General features: G+C 52.9%; 29 protein-coding genes. 10 read left to right on the forward strand and 19 right to left on the reverse strand.

The features are described from left to right. Positions 1 to 5 precede the first annotated feature (5 nt). Both ACMGDE_RS15230 and ACMGDE_RS15235 read right to left on the reverse strand, forming a co-directional pair. On the reverse strand, positions 6 to 629 hold the full coding sequence (locus ACMGDE_RS15230) for an alpha/beta hydrolase (RefSeq protein WP_436833676.1): 624 nt from the start codon (positions 627 to 629) through the stop codon (positions 6 to 8). 5 nt (positions 630 to 634) lie between these two features. Beyond that, positions 635 to 1576: a ring-cleaving dioxygenase gene (locus tag ACMGDE_RS15235; protein WP_436833677.1), complete on the reverse strand. Its 942-nt coding sequence runs from the start codon at positions 1574 to 1576 to the stop codon at positions 635 to 637. Between the two features lie 137 nt (positions 1577 to 1713). On the opposite strand from ACMGDE_RS15235, the gene ACMGDE_RS15240 reads away from it, so the two are divergent. Together ACMGDE_RS15240 and argH are read left to right on the forward strand one after the other, a co-directional pair. After that, the gene (locus tag ACMGDE_RS15240; RefSeq protein ID WP_436833678.1) at positions 1714 to 2301 is read left to right on the forward strand and encodes a Crp/Fnr family transcriptional regulator; all 588 of its coding nucleotides are present in this window, start codon (positions 1714 to 1716) and stop codon (positions 2299 to 2301) included. Positions 2302 to 2808: 507 nt separating this feature from the next. Next, the gene (gene argH / locus ACMGDE_RS15245) at positions 2809 to 4140 is read left to right on the forward strand and encodes an argininosuccinate lyase (protein ID WP_436833679.1); all 1332 of its coding nucleotides are present in this window, start codon (positions 2809 to 2811) and stop codon (positions 4138 to 4140) included. Here argH and ACMGDE_RS15250 read toward each other — a convergent pair. From ACMGDE_RS15250 to ACMGDE_RS15260, 3 genes are read right to left on the reverse strand one after another with little or no spacing between them, the layout of a single operon-like run. Further along, positions 4133 to 5206, reverse strand: coding sequence for an aldose epimerase family protein (locus ACMGDE_RS15250; protein WP_436833680.1), 1074 nt, complete (start codon positions 5204 to 5206; stop codon positions 4133 to 4135). The genes argH and ACMGDE_RS15250 overlap by 8 nt on opposite strands. 19 nt (positions 5207 to 5225) lie before the next feature. After that, a complete protein-coding gene (galK, locus tag ACMGDE_RS15255; RefSeq protein WP_436833681.1) occupies positions 5226 to 6401 on the reverse strand; it encodes a galactokinase in 1176 nt (391 codons plus the stop codon). Between the two features lie 39 nt (positions 6402 to 6440). Next, positions 6441 to 7454, reverse strand: a complete 1014-nt coding sequence (locus ACMGDE_RS15260) for a PorP/SprF family type IX secretion system membrane protein (protein WP_436833682.1) — start codon at positions 7452 to 7454, stop codon at positions 6441 to 6443. An 83-nt stretch (positions 7455 to 7537) separates the two neighbouring features. On the opposite strand from ACMGDE_RS15260, the gene ACMGDE_RS15265 reads away from it, so the two are divergent. Beyond that, on the forward strand, positions 7538 to 8032 hold the full coding sequence (locus ACMGDE_RS15265) for an anthrone oxygenase family protein (protein WP_436833683.1): 495 nt from the start codon (positions 7538 to 7540) through the stop codon (positions 8030 to 8032). Between the two features lie 27 nt (positions 8033 to 8059). Here ACMGDE_RS15265 and ACMGDE_RS15270 read toward each other — a convergent pair whose 3' ends face one another. From ACMGDE_RS15270 to ACMGDE_RS15280, 3 genes are read right to left on the reverse strand one after another with little or no spacing between them, the layout of a single operon-like run. Then, on the reverse strand, positions 8060 to 9001 hold the full coding sequence (locus tag ACMGDE_RS15270; protein WP_436833684.1) for a HipA domain-containing protein: 942 nt from the start codon (positions 8999 to 9001) through the stop codon (positions 8060 to 8062). Beyond that, a complete protein-coding gene (locus ACMGDE_RS15275; RefSeq protein WP_436833685.1) occupies positions 8991 to 9326 on the reverse strand; it encodes a HipA N-terminal domain-containing protein in 336 nt (111 codons plus the stop codon). Before ACMGDE_RS15275 ends, ACMGDE_RS15270 begins: the two co-directional genes overlap by 11 nt. Next, positions 9323 to 9532, reverse strand: coding sequence for a helix-turn-helix domain-containing protein (locus ACMGDE_RS15280; RefSeq protein WP_436833686.1), 210 nt, complete (start codon positions 9530 to 9532; stop codon positions 9323 to 9325). The genes ACMGDE_RS15275 and ACMGDE_RS15280 overlap by 4 nt, the downstream gene beginning before the upstream one ends. Positions 9533 to 9757: 225 nt before the next feature. On the opposite strand from ACMGDE_RS15280, the gene ACMGDE_RS15285 reads away from it, so the two are divergent. Then, on the forward strand, positions 9758 to 10675 hold the full coding sequence (locus ACMGDE_RS15285) for an NAD(P)/FAD-dependent oxidoreductase (RefSeq protein WP_436833687.1): 918 nt from the start codon (positions 9758 to 9760) through the stop codon (positions 10673 to 10675). On the opposite strand, the gene ACMGDE_RS15290 is transcribed toward ACMGDE_RS15285, so the two are convergent. Then, positions 10672 to 11646, reverse strand: a complete 975-nt coding sequence (locus ACMGDE_RS15290; RefSeq protein ID WP_436833688.1) for a sugar phosphate isomerase/epimerase family protein — start codon at positions 11644 to 11646, stop codon at positions 10672 to 10674. The two genes, ACMGDE_RS15285 and ACMGDE_RS15290, sit on opposite strands and share 4 nt — an antisense overlap. Before the next feature lie 144 nt (positions 11647 to 11790). Here ACMGDE_RS15290 and ACMGDE_RS15295 point away from each other — a divergent pair, with 144 nt between their 5' ends. Genes ACMGDE_RS15295 through ACMGDE_RS15310 form a run of 4 tightly spaced genes read left to right on the forward strand, consistent with a single transcriptional unit; the run spans position 11791 to position 13506 of the window. Beyond that, the gene (locus ACMGDE_RS15295) at positions 11791 to 12033 is read left to right on the forward strand and encodes a DUF6364 family protein (RefSeq protein ID WP_436833689.1); all 243 of its coding nucleotides are present in this window, start codon (positions 11791 to 11793) and stop codon (positions 12031 to 12033) included. Continuing rightward, positions 12023 to 12442 carry a type II toxin-antitoxin system VapC family toxin gene (locus ACMGDE_RS15300; protein ID WP_436833690.1) on the forward strand — a complete coding sequence of 140 codons (420 nt, stop codon included), beginning with the start codon at positions 12023 to 12025 and terminating at the stop codon, positions 12440 to 12442. The genes ACMGDE_RS15295 and ACMGDE_RS15300 overlap by 11 nt, the downstream gene beginning before the upstream one ends. Positions 12443 to 12477: 35 nt before the next feature. Continuing rightward, complete coding sequence (locus tag ACMGDE_RS15305; RefSeq protein ID WP_436833706.1) at positions 12478 to 13044, forward strand: YeeE/YedE family protein; 567 nt, start codon at positions 12478 to 12480, stop codon at positions 13042 to 13044. 6 nt (positions 13045 to 13050) lie between these two features. Further along, positions 13051 to 13506 (forward strand): DUF6691 family protein, encoded by a 456-nt coding sequence (locus ACMGDE_RS15310; protein WP_436833691.1) that lies wholly within the window; start codon positions 13051 to 13053, stop codon positions 13504 to 13506. A 120-nt stretch (positions 13507 to 13626) separates the two neighbouring features. Here ACMGDE_RS15310 and ACMGDE_RS15315 read toward each other — a convergent pair whose 3' ends face one another. From ACMGDE_RS15315 to ACMGDE_RS15340, 6 genes are all read right to left on the reverse strand, one after another. Further along, entirely contained in the window at positions 13627 to 13836 is a 210-nt protein-coding gene (locus tag ACMGDE_RS15315) for a DUF8507 family protein (protein ID WP_436833692.1), read from the reverse strand. Between the two features lie 82 nt (positions 13837 to 13918). Further along, positions 13919 to 14314, reverse strand: a complete 396-nt coding sequence (locus ACMGDE_RS15320) for a YciI family protein (RefSeq protein ID WP_436833693.1) — start codon at positions 14312 to 14314, stop codon at positions 13919 to 13921. A gap of 62 nt (positions 14315 to 14376) precedes the next feature. After that, complete coding sequence (locus ACMGDE_RS15325) at positions 14377 to 15153, reverse strand: helix-turn-helix domain-containing protein (RefSeq protein WP_436833694.1); 777 nt, start codon at positions 15151 to 15153, stop codon at positions 14377 to 14379. Positions 15154 to 15267: 114 nt separating this feature from the next. Continuing rightward, positions 15268 to 15579 (reverse strand): nucleotidyltransferase family protein, encoded by a 312-nt coding sequence (locus ACMGDE_RS15330; protein ID WP_436833695.1) that lies wholly within the window; start codon positions 15577 to 15579, stop codon positions 15268 to 15270. Positions 15580 to 15636: 57 nt separating this feature from the next. After that, positions 15637 to 16122 carry a GNAT family N-acetyltransferase gene (locus ACMGDE_RS15335; RefSeq protein WP_436833696.1) on the reverse strand — a complete coding sequence of 162 codons (486 nt, stop codon included), beginning with the start codon at positions 16120 to 16122 and terminating at the stop codon, positions 15637 to 15639. Positions 16123 to 16374: 252 nt separating this feature from the next. After that, positions 16375 to 17295: an SRPBCC family protein gene (locus ACMGDE_RS15340; protein WP_436833697.1), complete on the reverse strand. Its 921-nt coding sequence runs from the start codon at positions 17293 to 17295 to the stop codon at positions 16375 to 16377. A 131-nt stretch (positions 17296 to 17426) separates the two neighbouring features. Here ACMGDE_RS15340 and ACMGDE_RS15345 point away from each other — a divergent pair, with 131 nt between their 5' ends. Both ACMGDE_RS15345 and ACMGDE_RS15350 read left to right on the forward strand, forming a co-directional pair. Next, complete coding sequence (locus ACMGDE_RS15345) at positions 17427 to 18419, forward strand: GlxA family transcriptional regulator (RefSeq protein ID WP_436833698.1); 993 nt, start codon at positions 17427 to 17429, stop codon at positions 18417 to 18419. 94 nt (positions 18420 to 18513) lie between these two features. Further along, positions 18514 to 19758: a thioredoxin family protein gene (locus ACMGDE_RS15350; RefSeq protein ID WP_436833699.1), complete on the forward strand. Its 1245-nt coding sequence runs from the start codon at positions 18514 to 18516 to the stop codon at positions 19756 to 19758. 97 nt (positions 19759 to 19855) lie between these two features. Here ACMGDE_RS15350 and ACMGDE_RS15355 read toward each other — a convergent pair whose 3' ends face one another. From ACMGDE_RS15355 to ACMGDE_RS15370, 4 genes are all read right to left on the reverse strand, one after another. After that, positions 19856 to 21073, reverse strand: coding sequence for an ATP-binding protein (locus tag ACMGDE_RS15355; RefSeq protein ID WP_436833700.1), 1218 nt, complete (start codon positions 21071 to 21073; stop codon positions 19856 to 19858). A gap of 275 nt (positions 21074 to 21348) precedes the next feature. Then, positions 21349 to 21516 (reverse strand): hypothetical protein, encoded by a 168-nt coding sequence (locus ACMGDE_RS15360; protein WP_436833701.1) that lies wholly within the window; start codon positions 21514 to 21516, stop codon positions 21349 to 21351. After that, positions 21506 to 21730: a hypothetical protein gene (locus tag ACMGDE_RS15365; RefSeq protein WP_436833702.1), complete on the reverse strand. Its 225-nt coding sequence runs from the start codon at positions 21728 to 21730 to the stop codon at positions 21506 to 21508. The genes ACMGDE_RS15360 and ACMGDE_RS15365 overlap by 11 nt, the downstream gene beginning before the upstream one ends. A 79-nt stretch (positions 21731 to 21809) precedes the next feature. Next, positions 21810 to 22204, reverse strand: a 395-nt coding sequence (locus tag ACMGDE_RS15370) for a DUF6266 family protein (RefSeq protein ID WP_436833703.1), incomplete at its 5' end; no start/stop codon positions are given.

A 22204-nucleotide genomic window follows, 5' to 3' on the forward strand; every position in this document is an offset into this window, starting at 1 on the left:
CGAAATCAGCTCAATACCAAGTCATTGGCCAGCAATGTTTCGTCAGCACTGATGCTATGCGGTTTTCCAGGATAAATCTCCATTTTCACGTTGGCCCCCAGCTCCCGGAGTGTGGCCACGCTCTCCGCAATCCGGTACATGGGCACGTGCGGATCGGCATCGCCCGCCGTGATCAAGATCGGGGTATCCTCGAAGTCGCCCTGGTAGTTAGACGTGTCCAGCACCTCGCCGATGAGTCCACCGGTAAAGGCCACCACCCCGCCGTAGCGGTTGGCGTGGCGCGCCACATACTCCAGCGTCAGGCATGCACCTTGCGAAAATCCCACGAAATAAAGCTGTTCCATGCGGATGCCCAGTTTGATGGCTTCAACCACCACGGTATCGACCAGTTCCAGCGCCGAATCCAGTGCAGGCTGATTACCTGCCACCGGGGCGAGGAAACTATGCGGGTACCAAGAGTTATTGGTCGCCTGCGGCGCCAATAATAGGGCATCCTCCACATGCAGGTGATGCTGCAAAGAGAGGATGCCTTGTGCGGTACTGCCCCTACCGTGGAGCAGTATCACGGCTTTTTCGGCGTGTGCAGCCAATTTGCCAGCTTGTAAGATCTGTTTCTCGTGTGTATACATGGCGATCAGTCCAATTGCGGTAATACACGTTCGATCCGGTTGCGATAGCTCTCGTATTGGCTCGGCAATTTCAGCGCCGAGCCCAGTTCGGCTATCGACTCATCCGTTGCGAAGCCCGGATTGTCCGTAGCGATCTCGAATAATACGCCACCCGGTTCGCGGAAATAAAGCGAATAGAAATAGTTACGGTCGATCTTCTCTGTGATGTTCAGTCCCAGCGCGATCACCTGCTCCCTGAAATACATTAACGTCTCTTCATCTTTCACACGGAACGCTACGTGGTGCACCGATCCGCCGGCCACCACCCCGGGGGCTTCACCCGGCGCCTCTACGAGGTCCACGATGTTGGCATGCTCCACCGTATCGGTCACGTACCGGAAGCGGTTTACCTCCTGCGCCGATAGCTGATAGCCGAATACGTCCGTCAAGACACGTGCCGTGGCATCGCTTTTATTCGTCGTGATCGTGATGTGGTGAAATCCGCGGGTCGCATATTCCGCCTTCACCTCGTCAGTTACCCAAGGTGCGCGGGTATCCGCCTTTTTGGGTACGGTCAGCTCCAGCTTGAGTCCGTCCGGATCCAGGAAAGACAAGTATTGCTCACCGAATTTCTCCGCCGCATTATTATAGATGATGTTATTCGATTCCAGCCGTTGTTTCCAGAAATCAAGACTTCCCTCCGGCACGGCATAGCCGATTTCGGTCACCTGCTGCGTGCCCCGGCGCCCCTGCCGCACGCGGTCGCCCCACGGAAAAAACGTCAGGATGGTGCCCGGCGTGCCCACCTCGTCGCCTAAGTAAAAATGGTAGGTTTCAGGGTCGTCAAAGTTGACGGTTTTCTTGACCAGCCGCAGGCCCAATACACGGGTATAGAAGTCGTAATTTCGTTTGGCATCCCCCGCGATAGCGGTGATATGGTGTATGCCCAAGATTTTGTTTTCCATCATGTTTGTTCCCTCCTTATTAGGAATTGATACAAATGTAGCACGACTGATTTTCGCCTGCATTAATCTATGACAAGAAAACACGGTATTTATTTTAAAACAAATAATCAGTATGTTTGATTCAATAAACACGCTACCAAATGATATTTTCTTCAATCAATGACTACGTACGCCGTTGCGGTAAATTTTCGGACGCCGACATCGAGGTGTTCAATAGCCTGTTGAAACCGCGCTCGGTCAAGAAAAAACAACTGCTGCTACGGGAGGGCGAGGTATGCGATTTCGAAGCCTTTATTGTCAACGGCTGCATCCGCACCTATTACATAGACGAAAACGGCAGCGAGGTCAACCTGCAATTTGCTGTGGAAGACTGGTGGGTGAGTGACATCGGCAGTTTCTACGAAAACAAGCCCAGCCTGCTGTACATCGAGGCCGTCGAAGATAGCGAGCTGCTCACGCTCAATCCCGCTCGCAAAGAAGAATTGCTGGTGCGCGTACCGCAATTTGAGCGGCTCTTCCGGCTGCTGGTGCAGCGCCACCTATCCGCATTGGAGCATCGGCTCATCCGCACCATTGCCCGTACGGCCGAAGCGCGATACGTAGAGTTTGTAGAAAAATATCCCAAGATCGCATTACGGGTACCACAGCACTACATTGCGGCCTACCTGGGTGTCACCCCCGAATTTCTCAGCAAGGTACGAAAGCGGCTGGCCACGAAGAAAGATTGACGTGAAGAAAGCCTGAAGGGCCCGAATAAACAAACGGCATGAAGCAGGTTTGCTTGATGCCGTTGTGTTAAAAAAATAAACAAATAGGTTTATAATTGGTTAGCAAGATCTTACCAGTTTAAAGACTTAGCGGTCCATCATCATTTAAGGTTACAATATCGAGTAATTTATGATTCACTTACTTTTTTAGCAACGAGGCTGAAAAGCGTGTGAATCAAACCATTTTCCCCTGTTGTGGCTACAAACGTATAAATATAAATCATGAATGCAAAGGGTTTTTTTAAAAATAAGTGAGCAAACACTCACCTTGTATTTTGCTTTATCCTTTTAGCTGAGCGGAGAGGTCAAAAAGACCTGCACGCACTATTTCCGTGCGGTTTTTGTGGTAGTGCATTTTGCATCGGTAAACAGCCGGAATGCGGTATTGATATTTTCGAATGCGGTATTGATATTTTCATTTATCAAGTGCTATGCAACTGGCAGAATTTGGCTAAGTTTGCCCTTGACATGAAGATTTGGCAAAAAAATACCGACGTAGACCGGTTCGTTGAAGCGTTTACGGTAGGCAACGACCGCGCGCTCGACTTGCAGCTGGCGGCGGCCGATGTATTGGGTTCGTTGGCGCACACCCGCATGCTCCACAGCATCGGCCTGCTCGATGGCGACGACCTCGCCGCCGTACAGCAGGGGCTCAAGCAGCTGTACGAAGAGGTGATGGCAGGTTCCTTTACGATCGATGCGCAGGTCGAAGATGTGCACTCGCAGGTCGAGCTGCTGCTTACCCAGCGCATTGGCGAGGCTGGCAAGAAGATCCACAGCGGCCGTTCGCGCAACGACCAGGTGCTGTTAGACCTGAAGCTGTTTTTCCGTACGGAGATCGAGGGCCTGGTGGGCAATACCACCGCGCTGTTCCACCGGCTCATCACCCTGAGCGAAATCCACAAGGGGGGGCTCATGCCGGGGTATACCCACTTGCAGATCGCCATGCCCTCCTCGTTCGGCCTGTGGTTCGGCGCCTATGCCGAGAGCCTATTGGACGACCTCGCGGTGCTGCTGGCGGCTTGGAAGGTATGCAATAAAAACCCCCTGGGTTCTGCCGCCGGCTACGGCTCGTCCTTTCCGCTCAACCGGCGGATGACCACCGAGCTGCTGGGCTTTGACGACCTCAACTATAACGTGGTCTACGCACAGATGGGCCGCGGCAAGACCGAGCGCATACTGGCGCAGGGGATGAGCGCCATTGCGGCCACCCTGGCCAAACTGGCCATGGATGTGTGCCTGTACATGAATCAGAATTTCGGCTTCATCTCCTTTCCCGACCACCTTACGACGGGGTCGAGCATCATGCCGCACAAGAAGAACCCGGATGTATTCGAGCTGGTCAGGGGCCGGTGCAACAAGATACAGGCCCTGCCCAATGAGATTGCGCTGATGACCGCCAATCTGCCCTCGGGCTACCACCGTGATTTGCAGCTGCTCAAGGAAAATCTTTTCCCGGCCTTCCGCTCCCTGAATGAATGCTTGGAAATCACGGCCTTCATGCTCGAGCACATCCGCATCCGCGAAAACATCCTGGATGATCCCAAATACGATTACCTATTCAGTGTAGAGGTGGTCAATAACGAGGTGCTCGGCGGCGTACCCTTCCGCGAGGCCTACCGCAACATCGGCCTTGCCATCGAAGCGGGCACGTTCAAGCCCCAGAAGGCCGTAAACCACACCCACGAAGGCAGTATCGGCAACCTCTGCAACGCGCAGATCCAGCAGGCGTTCGAGCAGGCCGTCGCCTCCTTCGGGTTTGACCGGGTGCGCGATGCCCTGCGTCAGCTGGTTATTTAACGACCGAAAACCGGTAGGTTGTCTCCGACTGGAATACCTGCCCCGGCAGCAGCAACGTGCTGGGGTAATCCGGTTGGTTGGGCGCATCAGGAAAATGCTGTGATTCGAGGCAGAAGGCACCGTACTTGTCATAGGGCTTCCCCTGCTTGCCCGTATCCCTGCCATTCATGAAATTGCCGGTATACAATTGGAGGCCCGGCTCGGTGGTAAACACCTCCAGGCGGATGCCCGCGAGCGGCGCCGTCACCGTCGCCACCGGCAGCCCCTTGGCCAGCGCCTCGTGGCGGAGCACATAGTTGTGGTCATAGCCGCCGTTGCCCTTGGCCAGCTGGTCGTTTTCCTGGCCGATATCCTGCCCGATACGCTTCGGCTCCCGGAAATCAAAAGGCGTACGGGCCACCGCTTCCGGCGCGCCGGTAGGGATCTGATGTTCATCCACCGGCAGGTAGCTATCCGCTTGTATCTGCAAGACGTGGTCGAGCACATCCCCATGGCCCTCACCGTTGAGGTTGAAAAACGCGTGGTTCGTCAGGTTGATCACCGTGGGCTTATCCGTCTCGGCCCGATAGCTGATGACCAGTGCATTATCATCCGTGAGGCGGTATTTCACCATCACCGCCAGCCGTCCCGGGAATCCCTCCTCGCCATCCGCCGATACATAATAAAAATCGGCTTTCTCCTTATACACCACACGCCGGTCCCACACCCGGTTATGAAACCCGTTGACCCCGCCATGCAGCGCATTGGGGCCATTGTTCGGCCGGATGTAATACGTTTCGCCATCGATGGTAAACCGTCCGTTAGCGATGCGGTTGGCAAACCGGCCCACCGTCACACCATGAAACGGCTCACTGGCCGCGAGGTAATCATGGATGCTGTTGAAACCCAGCACCACATCCCTCGGGTCGCCGTACCTGTCCGGCACGAGCAAGCTCACAATGCGGGCGCCGAAGTCCGACAGCGCCACGGTGACACCTCGGTTGTTTTGCAGCAAAATGAGGTGCGTATGCTTGCCCGCAAGCACATGCTCGAAGTCGCGCTGTTCAGGGAGTCGGTAGGGAGTCATCGTATGATCTGTTTATGCCTTATCTCGTCATCACAGCGGTGCCCGCCGATATGCTGGCCACATACACCTGCGCCGTTTTGCCCGTCTGCTCGTTATATGCCCCGGCCACCTCCTCCACCACCTCATCGACCCGGTCTGCCTTCACCAGGTTGATCGTGCAGCCCCCGAAACCGCCACCCATCATGCGGGCACCCAGCACGGCCTCGTTGCCGCGCACAAGATCCACCAAGGTGTCCAGTTCATCGCAGCTCACTTCATACAGGTGTTGCAGGCCGTCGTGGGTTTCAAACATCCGCTTGCCGAATGATGCAAAATCATTCCGCTTCAGGTCTTTGCAGCCCTCCTGCAGGCGCTGTATCTCCGACACCACATAGTAGCAGCGGTTATACACCAGCTCATCCACCGGTTTCACATAGCGGTCCAGCTGCTCGGGCGTCGCATCGCGCAGGCTTTTCACCTCCGGGTGATGCGCTTGGATGAGTGACACGCCATATTCGCATTGCTCGCGGCGTTCGTTGTAAGCCGAAGAGGCCAGCGAGTGCTTCACCTGCGTATCAAACAGCACGATCCGCAGGTCCGGATTATCAAACGGGATGTACTCATACGAGTAATCGGCACAGTCCAGTTTAATCAGTCGCTGTTCCTGTCCGAATACACTTGCAAACTGGTCCATTAACCCGCATTTGACCCCCACAAACTCATTTTCTGCCGCCTGCGCAGCAAGGGCGATGTCCAGCCGCTGGATATTCAGGCCAAACAGCTCGCTGAGCGCAAAAGCCGTAGCGCACTCCAGCGCGGCGGAGGATGAGAGCCCGGCCCCCTGGGGGATATCCCCCCCGAACACGAGGTTAAACCCACCCAGCGTATACCCCCGCTGCAGCAGCTGCTGCACCACGCCCAGGATATAGTCCGGCCAGAGCAGGGGAGCGCGCTGGATGGCGCTCAGCTCGGCGGTATGCATTTGATCCTGATCCAGCGAATAGAGCTGCATGGTATTGTCCTCACGTTTTCCGATGGCCAGGATGATGTTCTTGTCTATCGCGGCGGGCAACACCAGCCCATTATTATAGTCGGTATGCTCGCCGATGAGGTTCACCCGTCCCGGTGAGCGCACGATGAGTGGTACGTCGCCGAAGCGTGCTAGGTATTTTTCGTATACAGAATCTTGTAAGGTAGTTGCTGTCGTCGTATCCATTAGCGGGTATAAAATCGAGCGTCTAAAGTACAAAAAAAATCAGAACATCACCTGCGGGCAATACACCTTATACCGGTTATTGAGCAGGATGCCCAGTACCACTTCATGACTGCCATGGGCCAGCGTGCGCACCGGCCCCGTAGTAAAATCGTAGGAGTAGCTCAGGTTGAAGAGGGCACTGATATTGAATCCCGCCATCGCCGAGAACGACTCGTGGTTGCGGTAGCCGCCACCCACCCACAGGCGGTCGCGGAAGGCCAGCTTGAGGTTATAGTCTCCCACCAGCGGCATATTTGCCGCCTGCTTGAGCAGCAGGGAAGGCACCACGGCCATCTCACTGCCCAGGTGCACCTTGTAGCCCGCCATCAGGAAAAACTGCTGGTAGCCGCCCTGGCGCCGGGCATTATCCGAAAATGCCAGCGGATTGCCCAGCAGCTGCTGGGCGGAGAGGCCTACGAAAAAGCGCGCACTGTAGAGCCATAGGCCCAGGCCCAGGTCGGGCGAGAGGCGGCGATCGGCATAGTCGGCCAGTACCGGGTCATTCGGGATGCCCGTGTTTACCCCCGCGAGGTCCAGCTGCACCTGTGAGAAGCCCGCATTCACCCCCGCCGATAGGTTGACAGTCTCAGCCACGCGCAGGTGGTAGGCATAGGCCAGCAGCGCATCCGTGCGGGTAAACTGCGCGGCCCTGTCATGCTGCACGATGATGCCCACGCCATGGTGCGGCTCGGAGGCCACATAGCGGCGGCTGTAGCCCCGGCTGTAGGGATTGTGCCCCCCTTCGCCGAAAGACGTAGCCCCATCCTGGATGAGCCGCCCCCCGAGGGGCATATGTGCCGAGATGTAGCCCGTCTGCGGGACGCCCTCCACGCCCTGCCATTGGCTGCGGGCGCCCAGCTTCACATCCACATAGCGCTCGATGCCCGCCACGGCCGGGTTGGCCAAAAAACCGTTGAAGATGTACTGCGTATATTGCGGGCGTTGCTGTGCATGCAACTGCGCACATGCAGCACATAATACGAAAGCAAGTAGGCCGGTTGGTCGGAAACGCATCGCTAATGAACTAATCCATAGCAATTATAATCAAAATTGGCTATAGTTTAATAATTTTAACCGTTGAAACAATACATTGTCCTATGGCACCGAAAATTTTGCTCCTGCTCGCGATCATCTCCACCGGATTGATCAGCGGTCTTTTTTATGCGTATTCCTGTTCCATCAACACCGGACTTGGGCGGCTTGGTGACGCCGCCTACCTCCGGGCGATGCAGTCCATCAACCGCGCGATCCTCAATCCGGTATTCTTTCTGACGTTTATCGGTACATTGATGTTGCTGCCCGTTTCCACATGGCTGGAATATCGCCTGGTCGGCACCACGGGCACCTTCTATTGGCTGCTGGCCAGCAGCCTGCTGTATTTCTTCGGGGTTTTTCTCGTCACCGTGATGGGCAATGTGCCCCTCAATGAAACAGTGGCGCAGCTGAATATCGATGAAGCCACAGCAGAGGCGCTCTCGCGACAGCGATCGGCCTTTGAAGCACCGTGGAATCGGTACCACCTCATCCGCACCATTGCCAACGTAGCCGCCTTTGCCAGTGCGGTGTGGGCGGGCCTGCAGTCCGGGTCTTGAGGTAAGTCCGGCTGTTCGCTTTTTTAATCATAAGTCCATTTGCGCATATCGCTGATTGACTACGGCGCTATAGGCAATTTTCATGTCGTCAGACAAAAAGGATTTCTCAATCCAAGCATCCGCATGTGTCTTGTTTGTTGAAAATCGCTTGAATACGTTGCTGATTTGCCGATCGGTGAGGCCCAATTCTTTTCCAAAGCGTTCGAAATGGCTGGAAGTCAGCTTGCGTTTTTTTCCTTCCAATGTCAATGCAAGCTCTTCATAATCGCTTGGGTTGACGATGGCAACATTCAATAGGTCGTATGCCGGGCTTAACAGCCAGCCAGTTGATGATGCGACCATCGAAAAATTTTTAAGGTGCATATCGTTATTGCCCGTTAGAAAGCAAAAGCACGTAAGCTCAAATAAATAAACCATGTCTAGCAGCGTATTGTCCGAATAAGTTTTTAGTGCCTTGCCGACCTTTTCCATTGAACTCCTGTATTTGTCAAAAGCTTCCGTAATCTGGAACATATCAAGCATATGTATCTTCTCTCCGCTGACCGTGCGGTCTACGCGTTTGGTGATATACGACAACTCACCAGATTGCAGGCGGATGAGACTTGATTGCACAACAGGAATGCCGAAGGCTTCGGCAATTCTCATGGTCACGTGTTCATTTTCCGGCATCTCCCTGTACGTTTCGGATGGGGGTTTGAAGATGTAATTGCCCCCAAGCTCACCTATTACGGTCATTCGGCTAGTGGCATTTTTCTTCGTCGCTTTGATCAATGTCATCGACAACTTGGGTTGCACACCGGGCACGGCGATACTCCGTTCGATTACGTTTTTTGCCAATTCGGCCATTTGAGCCATCGCATACGGGATGATCGGTGCAGCGGCAGAGCCAAAGAAATCACGACTGCATTTTGGATGGAAATCTTGGTCGCTATCCAACGGCTCATAGCAATATAAGCATTTATTTTCCATCGGTTTCTGCTATTGGTACAACACTTACTGCGCCTATGCAGTTTCGGCAGCATGCCATTAGTAGTCCCATCCGGTCATTGCGATTGATTTTCCAGTTTTCGGCCGCGATATCCAACAGCCACCCTTCGGGTATCAGCCCCTCAAAAAAGGGGAATAACCTATTGGCGACATACGGTTTATCCGTCACGGGCATGGTAAAGGTTATAAACCATTCGGGAAATGTTTTGAGGTAGCGCTGATCGTATTCAAACACATACTCTCCGTTATCAGTTTCCGTCAACACGCCCGCTTTTTGTTCTTTATAATAGATTGCAGCTTTCCTCATTTTTCAAGTTCTCTGCGGCTCACCGGAGCCAGTTCGTGGCCAAACATTTGCAACACCCGATTTACCTTCTCGACGTTCATATTGGTTTTTCCCTGTTCGATTTTCCTGACCACGGTAAGCGCCACGCCAGCTCGGTCGGCAAATTCCTGTTGGGTTAGGTTCGCTGCTTTACGGCGCCGCTTTACAAACTCACTTAGCGTATTCATTATATGTTTTTGCGTATAAATCTATGCAAATATAAATAATTATATGCTTTTAGATATATTTTGATTTGGGAAATATATAATGATATGCTTTTGCATATACCATGCGACCTCAAAGGTCTCGGTTTGCAAGGAAACCGCCCTATCCCTCAAACATTCAATTGCAATCATGTTGCTTTTATCGACTCTGATTCCTACCTTTGACCTATCGAAAACATTGAAAAAATCATGGGAGCAAGAAAAGAAAACACAAATTTTGACGTCATCATCCTCGGTGGCAGCTATGCCGGGCTGTCCGCCGCCATGGCCTTAGGGCGCGCCTTGCGAACCGTATTGGTCATTGACGGCGGAATGCCCTGCAACCGGCAGACGCCCCATTCGCATAATTTTATCACCCAGGATGGCGAAAAACCGGCGGTCATCGCCGAAAAAGCCAAAGCCCAAGTGCTGCGGTACAGCACCGTCACCTTCCGCACCGATGTGGCCATCCGCGGGCAGCAGACTGACCAGGGGTTCACCATTGATACGCAGTCGGGTGCCACGTTTGCAGGACGGAAACTCATTTTTGCCACCGGTGTCAAAGACATCATGCCCGCCATTGATGGATTTTCAGCATGCTGGGGCATATCCGTGATTCACTGCCCCTATTGCCACGGCTACGAAGTCAAGCACCAAAAAACCGGTGTATTCGCAAATGGCGATGCCGCCATGCAGTATGCCCAGCTCCTCCGCAACTGGACCGAGGACCTGACCGTGTTTACCAATGGACCCTCCACGCTTACTTCCCAGCAGGTAGCCACGCTTACGGAGCACCGCATCCCGGTGGTCGAAAAGACAATTGACCGCCTGAAGCATGAACGTGGCTATATCGAGCAACTGGTCTTCAAAGACGGCTCCACCTTCGCGTTGAGCGCCCTTTATGCGCGGCCGGATTTCGAACAGCACTGTCCCCTCCCCGAAGCCCTTGGCTGCGCGCTGACCGAGCAGGGCCACATTAAGGTCGATATGGGACAGAAAACCACCGTAGCCGGTATTTTTGCGTGCGGGGACAATGCCAGCGGCATGCGTTCGGTAGCAAACGCCGTGGCCGCTGGAAACCTGGCTGGTGCCATGGTCAACCATGCGCTGTGCGAAGAGGCGTTTTAGGGTTGATCACCCCGGCGCCGTCCGACGTCTGCATCACCCGCTTCGCGCTCGGCAGTTATCGCGTCCACGTAGTTATCGTACATGATATCGTAGCATATCTTCAGGTCCTTGAGGTCCGGGTACTTGCATTCATACATATACGGGCCAGCATAGTCTATTTCGTCCAGCGCTGCAAAGATTTCGACCCAATTGTTCTGCCCCTGCCCAGAGCAGGGGAAGTAATGCTCTTCGTGCAGCTGCCCGTCCGCAACATGCAGTGTCTTTATTCGCTTGCCCAGCGCCCGGAGCAGCTTCTCGGGATCTTTGATATGATTCAAGTCCACCGCTGAGTAGATGTCCTTGGGCAAACGATCCATCACTTCTACCGCCTCGTCAACGGTACGCATCAATACCCATATATCATCCCGCTTGGCAAGCATGTTTTCAACGACCATGGTGGCACCGATTGACTTGACGCTTTTATTGAGCGCTATGGCAGATTTGATGAATTGCTCCTTTCTGACTTCGCGCTCATTCAAACCCAGCTGGTAGCTGGGGTGAAACAGGATAATTTCCGGCTCCAGTATTTTGACATATTCCAATACCTGTTTGTGAAACTCCACGACCTGCTGCCGCGCTGCCTCGTCCGCTCGTGACAGGTCAATCTTGTCGCTGAAAGGCATGTGGATAGACCATATGTTGATGCCCGCGTCATCTGCCGCCTTTTTTGCCTGTTGCATGAGCTGAATAATCTCTGCCTTGCTCCGTGTGAAGGTCAGCCGTTGCTTATCGATCGCAGCGGTTATCCCGGTTTCGATATAGTCGATACCGACCGATTTTGCATAGTTCATTTTCTCCGGGGTGATGGCATTGATGCCGATGGACGTGCCGATCTTCAGTCGATTGGGCTTCTTTGGCGGGCCGGCAACTACCAGGGAGTTACTTAAAAATAAGTAGCAAATCAGATAAGCTAGGGTTACGGTATGTTTCATAGTTACCTACAAAGAAACACAGCGCTGCGCGAAATCTTTCATTAAAAATAAAAAAAGATTGGAAGCGCGCCGTGAGGGGGCGGCAGTAACCATGCGCACTTTTAAAAAATATGCGTATCTTTGCAAGAGTCAAAAAGCAAAGTCATGAAGGCGAGATTGAATTTAACCATCGAGGAAAGCCTGTTAGAAAAAGTAAAGAGCTACGCAGCAAGCAGGAAAAGCAGCGTATCTGAACTGGTTGAAAATTATTTTAAGACGTTTGTCCATGTACCCCAACACAAGAGCATCATTGATATCATCGAGGAGCTCCCCAAACCCGATCTGCATGTCGAGGGCGATTTGAAAAAGCAGTATATGGAACAAAACGCCGATAAGTATGGCTTTTAAGGGTTTTTTAGACGCCAATATCATCCTTGATTTTGCCCTTCAACGAGAGCGGTACGAGCAGAGCAAAACCATCATATCATGGGCCGAGCAGGGCAAGATCATCGGCTTCATTTCGCCTACTGTGGTGCAGATCTGCTCGTATTGGATAACGAAAGCTTACCGAATCAACAAGGCGAAAGAGATCATGACCACGCTGCTGGCATTCATCCACACGGTTGACACCCCGCATGAAGCCGTGCTCACGGCGCTCCACTCTTCCATGAATGATATCGAAGATGCATTGCTCTATTACACCGCTTTGCACCATGATGTCGACTATGTCATCAGCCAAGATCGCGCGTTCCAACAAGCGGCGCTTCCATCGCTCCCGGTGATTTCGCCTACGGACTTTATAGGAGTGGTGCGCTAATATCCCATAAATCGTATCTTTGCAAGATGCAACACCTGCTGGAAGTGATCAAACAACCCTGGCCCTGGTACGTGGCGGGCCCGTTGATCGGGCTCATCGTTCCGGCCCTGCTGATCGCCGGCAACAAATCGTTCGGTGTCAGCTCATCCTTGCGGCACATCTGTGCCGCCTGCATACCGGCCAACATTCCGTTTTTCAAATACGATTGGAAAAAGCAAGTGTGGAACCTGTTTTTTGTTTTCGGCATCGCGCTCGGCGGGGTCATTTCGATCCAGCTGCTGTCCAATCCCAATCCGGTTGTCATCCATCCGGAATTAGCCGCCGAGCTTTCCGGATACGGCATCAGCAGCTACGATGGCTTGATCCCCGAAGCGCTCATCAACTGGTCCTCCCTGTTCACGCTCAAAGGATTCCTGTTGACGGTCGCGGGCGGGTTTTTGGTCGGCTTTGGCACCCGGTATGCCGGCGGTTGTACGAGCGGGCACGCCATCATGGGGCTGTCCACCCTGCAATGGCCGTCATTGGTCGCCACGGTATGCTTCATGATCGGCGGCTTCGTCATGGCCAACCTTATTTTGCCACTTATCCTGTCGCTAACCTAGTATCCTATGCAGCGCACAACGACAACGGCGGGCGGCTTGCCACCCAAATGGTACCATCACCTGAAATACCTGGTGCTGGGGGCGCTTTTCGGCATCATACTCGTCAAGGCCGAAGTCGTTAGCTGGTTCCGCATCCAAGAGATGTTCCGCTTGCAATCCTTCCACATGTACGGCATCATCGGCAGTGCCATCCTCGTGGGGATGATTTCCGTCTGGTTGATCAAAACATTCAACATCAAAACCCTCGATGGCGAGCCGATCGAAATCCGGCCCAAGCAGTTCAACAAGGGGCAGATTTACGGCGGTTTACTATTCGGCTTCGGCTGGGCGATTACCGGCGCATGCCCCGGGCCGCTGTTTGCCCAGATCGGTACGGGCGCAACGGTTGTAGCCGTTACGCTGTTGAGTGCCATTGCCGGCACCTGGGTCTACGGCCTGCTGCGCGAAAAACTGCCGCACTAGGCGGTATAATTTGCTTTCGAAAGCCTTATAAATATTAAATTCAGGGTTACTCCGGTTTATTGTCGTGATCAGGACGTTGGTATCGATCACCAACTTGGGTTTAGGCAATCTCATATCAAACTAACGACGCAATTGGTCGTAGTCTTTGTCGATAATCTTTTTTTCGACAACCACCCGATCAACTTCGTCTTTTAACTTTTGAGAATAATGCTGAGTGAGCAAATCCCGCAATTCTACAGACTCTTCATAACTCATTTTTCGGTTAAACATTCGAAGCAAGCTCACCTGAACTTCGTTTAATCCTTTTATTTGCTTGTCGATTGTAGCCATCTGTTTCTTCCTTATCACTTAACACAAAGATAAAGAATTGTTTCAATTTTTCAAAACAACGGCCCCGCACGGCCGCACTAGATTATCGCGGTCGTTCGCGCACCTCCACCGTGCCGCCGTGGTCGAGGATGGGGCACCGCTTGGCCAGCTCCGTGGCCTGGGCGATGTTTTCGGCCTGCAGCACCACGATGCTCACGACGATCTGCCCGCCCCAGGCGATACTCCCTGCCGTGGCCTGCTTATCCGTTCCGGAGATCACGTAGCCCGGCCTCGGGAAGGCAAAGCTCTCTACGTACGCCCCTACGGCTTTCCAGTATTCGATGGTCTTGTCCCACTTGGGGTTTACCGCCTTGGCCTGCTCGCTGGTATACGTTTCAGGTACCCGTACCACCAATACAAATTTTTTCATGTCGTCGCTTTCGTTCGCTGCATCCGTTGTCAACGCTGCAAACGCCAGTATCACTGCTGTGGTCATCATATCATTGTTTTTTCACAAAGTTCGTCCGCCGTGCGGCGGCATCCTTGTAAAAAATCATTGATTTACCAAAAGCGGGCTTGCGCAAAAAATTCACGGGGTGGTAGGCCGGCAAAGCGCCTGAAGGCGTGGTTGAAGTGCGCCTGATCAAAGTAGCCGCCCTCCAGCGCCAGGCGGTGAATGGATTGTTGCGGGTTGCGCTGCCTGATGAGCGCCTGCAGCCGCACGATGTCTGCAAACGGCTTGGGCGACATCCCCACCGCCCTGCGGAATCGCTTTTCGAACGCATCCCTGCTGAGGTACATCCTGTCTGCCAAGTCGGCCATGGATAACCGGCCTTTCGCCAGGTGAATGACCGAAACTGCGCCGATCGCCACGAGGTCCGGCTCTTGGGGCCGCAGTTTAGTCAGCAGGAAGCGCTCCAGCACGGCCACCCGCATGCGGTGATCCTGCGCTTCGAAGAGCTGGTCTTGCACCCGTTCGATTTCCGAGGCCGCAAAGAAGCCGTCCAGATCCAGGGTAATGCCTTTGATCTCGTCGAGCGGATTCCGGAAGAGGGCCGGGGCCATCCCTTCCTTGAGTAATGCGACGATCGTACCCGAGCGCGGTAGGTAGTTGATGAGGCGAGCCGATTGGCGCAGCCCCGCCAGTGATGCCGCCGGAAGCATGGCGCCTTGGCTGCCGAGCCCATCGGCCACCTGCCCACCGAATCGGAAGGCCAGCGCGATAGCCGTGCTGGGCAGCACCCGGTTTTCGAGGGGCTCTCCATGGCTCTCAATGACGTGAAAGGCCTTGATGTATGGCTGCAAGGGTGCAGTAGGTGGGTACGTTTCAAACGTCATGGTTGTACAAACTTAGGCAACCTGCCGTTTTATTGCAAGGGCATTGTCTAGGTTTGACAGATGTTAGACGCTACGAAGTTGACTTCATCTAATATATGTTTAAGAAGTTCAATATTAGAGAGCAACATATTCTGCTTGGCTTAGGATATGCGGACCAATGTAGGGACTCAGCGATTGGGGTGTGACGAGCTCTACCTTGCGCCCTAATAAATCTTCAAGAAAAAATGACAACTCCATAAAATTATCATAGGTTTTCATTTCTGGACGAAATTCGACTAAAAAATCAACGTCGCTGTTTGGGTTAAAGCGATTGGTAAGAAATGAACCAAAAAGGCTTAGTTTTAACACCCCGTACCGACGAAGTTCACTTCGGTTGGCACGTAACAGTGAAATAACACCTTCTTTGCTTTGAACCGGCTCTCCCATATTACAAATATACAAAATTTAGTGTTCATGTGGTGGCAGGATATAACCCTTAGGCCGTCAAGTCAGTTTATAAATAAATTCCTCGATCTCCGTCTGCCGTGCATTGGCAAAGCCTCTGTCCGTGCCGATTTTGACAAAACCGCATTTTTCTAACACTTTTTGCGAACCATAATTGTCAAACGCAACCCGGCCAAAAATTGGTCTGGCAGTTTCAATGGCGAGTAAGTCTTTTAGTGCTTTTGTTGCGATCCCACGCCCCCAAACGTTTCTGTCTATCCAATACGTGATTTCCGCTCTGCCTTCCAGTTCAAATTTTGAGACACTTCCTACAATGGTTTCGTCTACCAAAATTGTCTGCATATTGACCGTTGCGTCGGTTAGCAGTTTGGTATATTTTTCAAGGTAGGCTACCTTGTCTGCCTGGTTTTTAGGGGTGAATGCGGCTAAGTAACTTGCTTCTTTGTCCAGTTGAAACCGAAAGAAATCGGCTAAGTCTGCCACTTCTGTCCGCCTAAGCTTTATCATCAGTTTGTCGTTCGTCATCGTGATTTTCAGTATCCTACCCCAGCAAACTCAAAATTCGAGCAAACCGATCGCCTCAACGCCGTTGGCTAGGGGATAGCGCCACTGATCATTGAGGCTCAGGGTGATAGCACGCGCGTTGAATCATCTGTTCTGGTTTTTTCAAAGATAGTCACAAACCTTGTAATCTGAAAAGTTAAACCCACCAGCTGTTTTGCGCCTTCCAGGTGTCAAATCAAGGTGGGCACCTCAGGCCGCAGGCGGAGGCCTACGCTATTTGTTAAACTCAGGATACGGAAACCCCTTGCCGGTTTCACACAGGGATTTCAGGCTTCTGAAAAAAAGCGCCCAATCATACGAGCACGAAGCAAATTCCTTGGTGTATGCTGCCCATCCATCGTGGCGGAAGTAGAGCACCGTCCCTTTGGCGTGCGGCTCCAGCTCGAAGGTCAGTGTGGTGCCTATCCATTCTTCAAAAGCCTTCAGGCAGCGCCATGCTACCTTGCTGTAAGGCTCCAGCGCTACCACCTGCATTTCTTTGAAGTAGTCGGGCTCAAAGCCGAAGCGCAATACGCTGCCAACCTCCGGCTTTGCCAGGGTATCCGGCGTCCACCAACCGGCCAAGCCTTCTTGCGTGGTGAGGGCGGCGTAGACTTTTTCTACCGGCGCCTCGATAAGCAGCCTGTGGCAGATGCTTTTCAAAGGCGATTGGTCTGTCGAAGCGGTCTCTTTCGTTACCGGCTGTTCCGTTTCCCGTGGCGTGGGGCTGCCCTTACCCGTCAGAATCCGCTCTTTCAAGCTATCCTGTATGTAATGTGTCCATGCATCCTGACAAATCTTAAAACATTCGTAGGCGGGCACCAATCCTTGGTGTGTAAATTTCAGGTGCGTTTTTCCGTCTTTTTCGGAAATTTCAAACACAACGTGAGTACCGGTCCATTCGTCGGAATCTTTCGTGAACTTAAAGTAATTGTCAAGCACGAGCCAGACAACCTTTTGATTGGGTATCCATTCGACGATCCGCATACGGGATCGGTGTACATCCTTGTAGTGATATTGGAACTCGCTGCCCAGTTTATCGGTATCGCCCTCGATATTTTCAGACCACCATCCACGCACGTGATTTACGGCGGTGAATACTTCCTCCGGGGTTGCGGCAACGGTAAAAGCTGTTTTGAAATCTTGATTTTCCATGACGTAAATTTTGATGAATCACTTCAACAAAGGTACCGCAACTATTGCCCCGCAGGTAGGTGCGAAATGGACATTATGACGGGTTGATTTGGACAGCAAGATTGCCTAAGTTTGCATAACGACAAAGCATCATGAAACCCATGAAACACGTGACCATTTTAGTGCCCGATGTGCAAACGGCCAACAGCACGATCGCATGCATCGTTGGCGCCCACCAGCTATTTACGGGCGCCAATGCCTACTGGCAAAAGCAAGGAAAACAACCGTTGTTTACGATCGAAACGGCCGGCGTAGCCGAAGAATCGACGTTCATCGACGGGCTACTGACGTTCAAACCCCAGGTAAACATCGCTTCCCTGCAGAAAACGGACCTCATCCTTATTCCATCCATCACACCCGAGTTTGAGCAAGTCATGCATGGCAATGCGCTGTTGATCGATTGGCTGCGGCGGCAGTATAAAAACGGTGCGGAGGTGGCCAGCATGTGTACCGGTGCTTTCCTATTGGCGTCGTCCGGGTTGCTCGAAAAGCGGAGCTGTTCCATTCACTGGAATTCGGCCAATCATTTCAGGGCGTTATTTCCGGATATCCAGCTGAAAACAGAAAAATTGATTACGGACGAACGGGGTATCTATACCAATGGCGGAGGCTATTCATTTTTGAATTTACTGTTGTACCTGGTTGAAAAGTATTACGACCGGGAAACCGCCATCTATTGTTCAAAAATCTTTCAGATCGAGCTAGACCGGCAAACGCAATCCACGTTTGCCATATTCACCGGGCAAAAATCGCACAGCGACGACGTGGTGAAAGACGCCCAGCAATATCTTGAAGATCATTTTTGCGAAAAGATATCCGTAGAAGATCTTTCGAAGCGATTTGCCGTGGGGCGGCGGAATTTCGACAGGCGGTTTATCAAAGCTACGGGCAATACTCCGCTTGAATACCTGCAACGCATCAAAGTCGAATCGGCGAAAAAGGCGTTTGAGACCACTCGAAAGAACGTCAACGAGGTGATGTATGAGGTGGGCTATTCGGATGTCAAAGCATTCCGCGAGGTATTCCGGAAGATCACCGGCATGTCGCCGTTGGAATACCGGAATCGATACAACAAGGAAGCATAGGGGGAGTAGTTGTCCACGGCCACGGTACAGGCGCACTGCGATTGCGGATTAGCGGATGAAATGCTACCTTTGTGTATACCAGTGAGCTACGGTTATGAGACGACAATACCATCCGCTACTACTTTCCATCATTCTTACCCTATCCGCCCACACATTGGCCTCGGGGCAACAGGGTGTCGATTTTTTTGAGGGCACATGGTCTGAGGCACTCCAGGAGGCGAAGTCTTCGGGCAAGCTGGTTTTTGTAGATGTCTATACCGACTGGTGCCCGCCCTGCAAAAAAATGGATAAAGAAGTGCTGCCGCTGCCCGAGGTGGGGCAGCAATACAACGAAGCATTCGTCAATTACAAGCTGGATGCTGAGAAAGGGCAAGGTGTTGCCCTCGCCGGGCAGTATGCCGTGCAGGCATATCCCACCTACCTGTACCTCGATGCGGATGGCAACCTGCTGCATCGGGCCGTTGGACTCCTGGCTCCCGAAGCTTTCCTTGCCCAGGCCAGCCAAGCGAAGGCCTTTGCCTCCGGTGGGGAGCAACTGGGCGAGCTACAAGCCGCATTTGACGAAGGCAAGCGCGACCGGCAATTCCTCCGTACCTACATCGGCAAGCTGAGCGAACTCCGGATGGACAATGGCACCGCCTTAGACGCCTATTTCACCGGCCTTTCGTGGGATGAGCTTAAGCAACCGGAAACATGGGTGTTTCTCGGGGAGCATGTCAACAATGCCAACAGCGCCACCCTGGTTTTCCTGCTGGAGAACTACAGCCAGCTGGATGATACCATCAAGCGCAGGCTTGCGCCGCGCCTGTTCTCCACGCTTCAGGATGCTGCTGGGCAAGCCACGGTGGCCAATGATCCGCTTACCGCCAAGCAGTCGTACGAATTTGCCGCAGCGTTGCTGCCCTACCTCGGTGAGCAGCAGCAGCGCGCTTACCGGCAATACTATATGCGGTACTGCATCCAGTTGCGTGATACCGCCCGTGTAAAGCAACTCGGCATGGAGATGGCCGATGGGCTGATGGATATCCCGATGGATTCCGTGCGGGCCGAAGACGTCAAGCGCTACCGCGAGATTATGGAACCCTTTTGGAGTGGCGAGCAAGACAGCACGAAGATCGAAGGGTTTGCCGAAGAGCAGCAATCCCTACGCAACCTCTACTCCCGCGAGCTATGTTCCTTTCTTTACGAAGCCGCAAACGGCTATGCGGCGGCGTTGGCCGCCGATGATCCCGCGCTGCATGAAGCATTGGCTTGGGCTACCCGGTGCGATGCGCTGATGCCCCGCAATGAACCCATTCAAGCCTTGGTAAACAAGATCCAGCTGCGGTTGCGGGAGTAGCCCGCTAAGCAGCCTACCAAGGTCTTGTTTGCCCACAGTGGTTTTGTTTCATCCAGATATCGCACCCCTTGGTGACAACCCTATGGCAGGGGGTAGTTTAGTTAGTACTACCCGTTAGGTATTCGTGCACAGGCAGCACCGTAATCCGTTTGCCATCCTTTTCGAAATAGTCTCGCTGTGTATGGGTAATCAGCAAACCCTCCGAGCGCTTAAAAAAATCGAGCGCTTCGATCATTCCGTTCAATTCCCGATCCAGGTTATCGGCGTTCAGCTGATAGCATACCTGTATTGCAGCCTGTATATTGCCCTTTTTGAACGCAACGAAATCACATTCGCCCGTGGCAGAGAAGTAAAAGATATCCTTGTATTGCCTACGCAGATGCAGGTATACCATATTCTCCAACAACCTCCCGCTATCATCGGTAAAAGAAGCGGAGTTTACGTTTACCAGCCCGGTATCGATGGCATAGACTTTTCTTGGGTTTACCAATTGTTTTCGTTGCGAATAGTCGAATTTCGGGATGAAATGCAGCAAATAACTGGCTTCCAAATACGATAGGTATTCCGTGATGGTATTGGTAGAGCCTACCCCTATTAAACTTTTCAAGCGGTTAGCCGTAATAAGTTTCCCTACATTGGAAATCAAGTATAGTGCCAGGCGCTGGAGGCTGTCTACATCGCGGATGCCGTGGCGTACCGCAATATCACGGATAAGGATATCTTCGAGCACGTAGTTGAGGATATCATCTATGCGCTGTTTTACATATTCCGGAAAACCACCTGCCTGAAGGTATTCGGCTGCAGATTCAGGCGAAGCGTCCTGACCGGTAAACGCGTTGAATTCGCTATAAGAAAAGGGGAATAGCTCCTTGGTGATGTGGCGCCCGGTAAGCTTGGTTCCCAGTTCCCTGCTCAACAGGCTGGCATTGGATCCCGTGATGACCAGTTTCATGTTTTCATCAAGTTTTTGACGCACATACCGTTCCCAGTCAGGGATAATCTGGATCTCGTCAAACAGCAGCATGTCCGTATCGATTTCGCTGATAATCTGGTCGAGCCGCGAGAAATCTTTGAGATCAAACCCGTATAGCCTCGGATCTTCAAAATTAAGGTATAATGCATTGGGGTATCGCTGCTGGAGCAGTTGATAGAGCAACGTGCTTTTGCCGCAACGCCTTACGCCCGAAACAATCAATGCATAAGCAGAAAGATCGGGTAACGTATCGAGGGCCTCTCTTTTTAACCCTACACCCTTTGCCAGCAAATTAGTTTTTTGTGCCCCAATGACCTGACTGAGTGTATCTTTTGTGACCATATCAAATAGTTTATATTACAAATATACAAAACTGTTCGTTACTAATATAAACTTTTGTGCGTTCGCTTACACCTCCACCGCTCGCAGCATGCCACCCGGGGGCTCCTCGTTACGGATCTTCATGCGCAATCGGAGACCGATACACCCAGTCGATCGAGGGTCAGTAACCTTCCCAAGATAGCCATTGAGTCTGTCTACGGCGAAAAAGCGGAGCGCACAACAAAGCCCCCGCAGGCCCAAAGGCTCCGCGGGGGCGTTCGCTGGTCGGTGTCAAGTCACTTCCGCCGCCATCGCTGCAGCAGCAGCGTGACGAAGAAGCTCACCACCGCGCCGATGGCGGCCAGTACGGCGGTTTGGAGCACATCGTGCGGGCGCAGGTGGCCCATGATGCTCAGCAGGGTGCCGCCGCCCGTGCCGATGCCCAGCTGTTGGTTAGCCTTCATCATCCGTGTCTCCTTTCCAGGTACCGCTCTCCACCGCTTCCAGCACACCCAGGGCCAGGGCCACGTATTTGGCCACGGTTACCACCCTGGGTGGCAGCTTCACCGGGGAGGCGATGATGAGCTGGCTGGCCATCGCCAGCGTTTCCTTGATTCGGTCATATAGTGTCGGCTTTTCCGCTTCGGGAAGCTCGACGGTATTGTTTTTCTGTTGCATGATCATGTCATGTAAAAGTGAATGAAAAGATAAAAAGCGGCAGGCCTTTCCCCGCCCCGCCGCTTGGGAGCCGTGCCGATTAAGGCTCGGTGACCTCGTCGGTCAATACCACGGTTCCTGCGAACAGGCTATCCGAGGTTTTCTCGCCGTCACGATGCACCATAAACGCCCAGGCCACCAGCTCATCCCCGGCAAACGAGGCCGGTACCGCGATGGCCATGCTTGCGGCTTCGCGCTGCGTACCGTCGTAGACGTTCATGAAGCGCTTGGATGCGTTGTACACCACTGCCACCAGTTCATCGTCCGCAAAGCTGTTGTACTTGTTGAAGAGCGGCTCCCAACTCAGGGTTAATTGCCCCGGCTCGGTCTGCGCCAATACAAGCGATGTAGGCGCACTGAGTCCGCCCTGCGCCACCGTCACGTTTGCATAGTCGATGGTGTAATCCGGGAACTCGCCCGCTACCGCTTTGTTGA

The sequence above is a fragment of the Parapedobacter brassicae genome (genome assembly GCF_051400755.1).
Taxonomy (GTDB): domain Bacteria; phylum Bacteroidota; class Bacteroidia; order Sphingobacteriales; family Sphingobacteriaceae; genus Parapedobacter.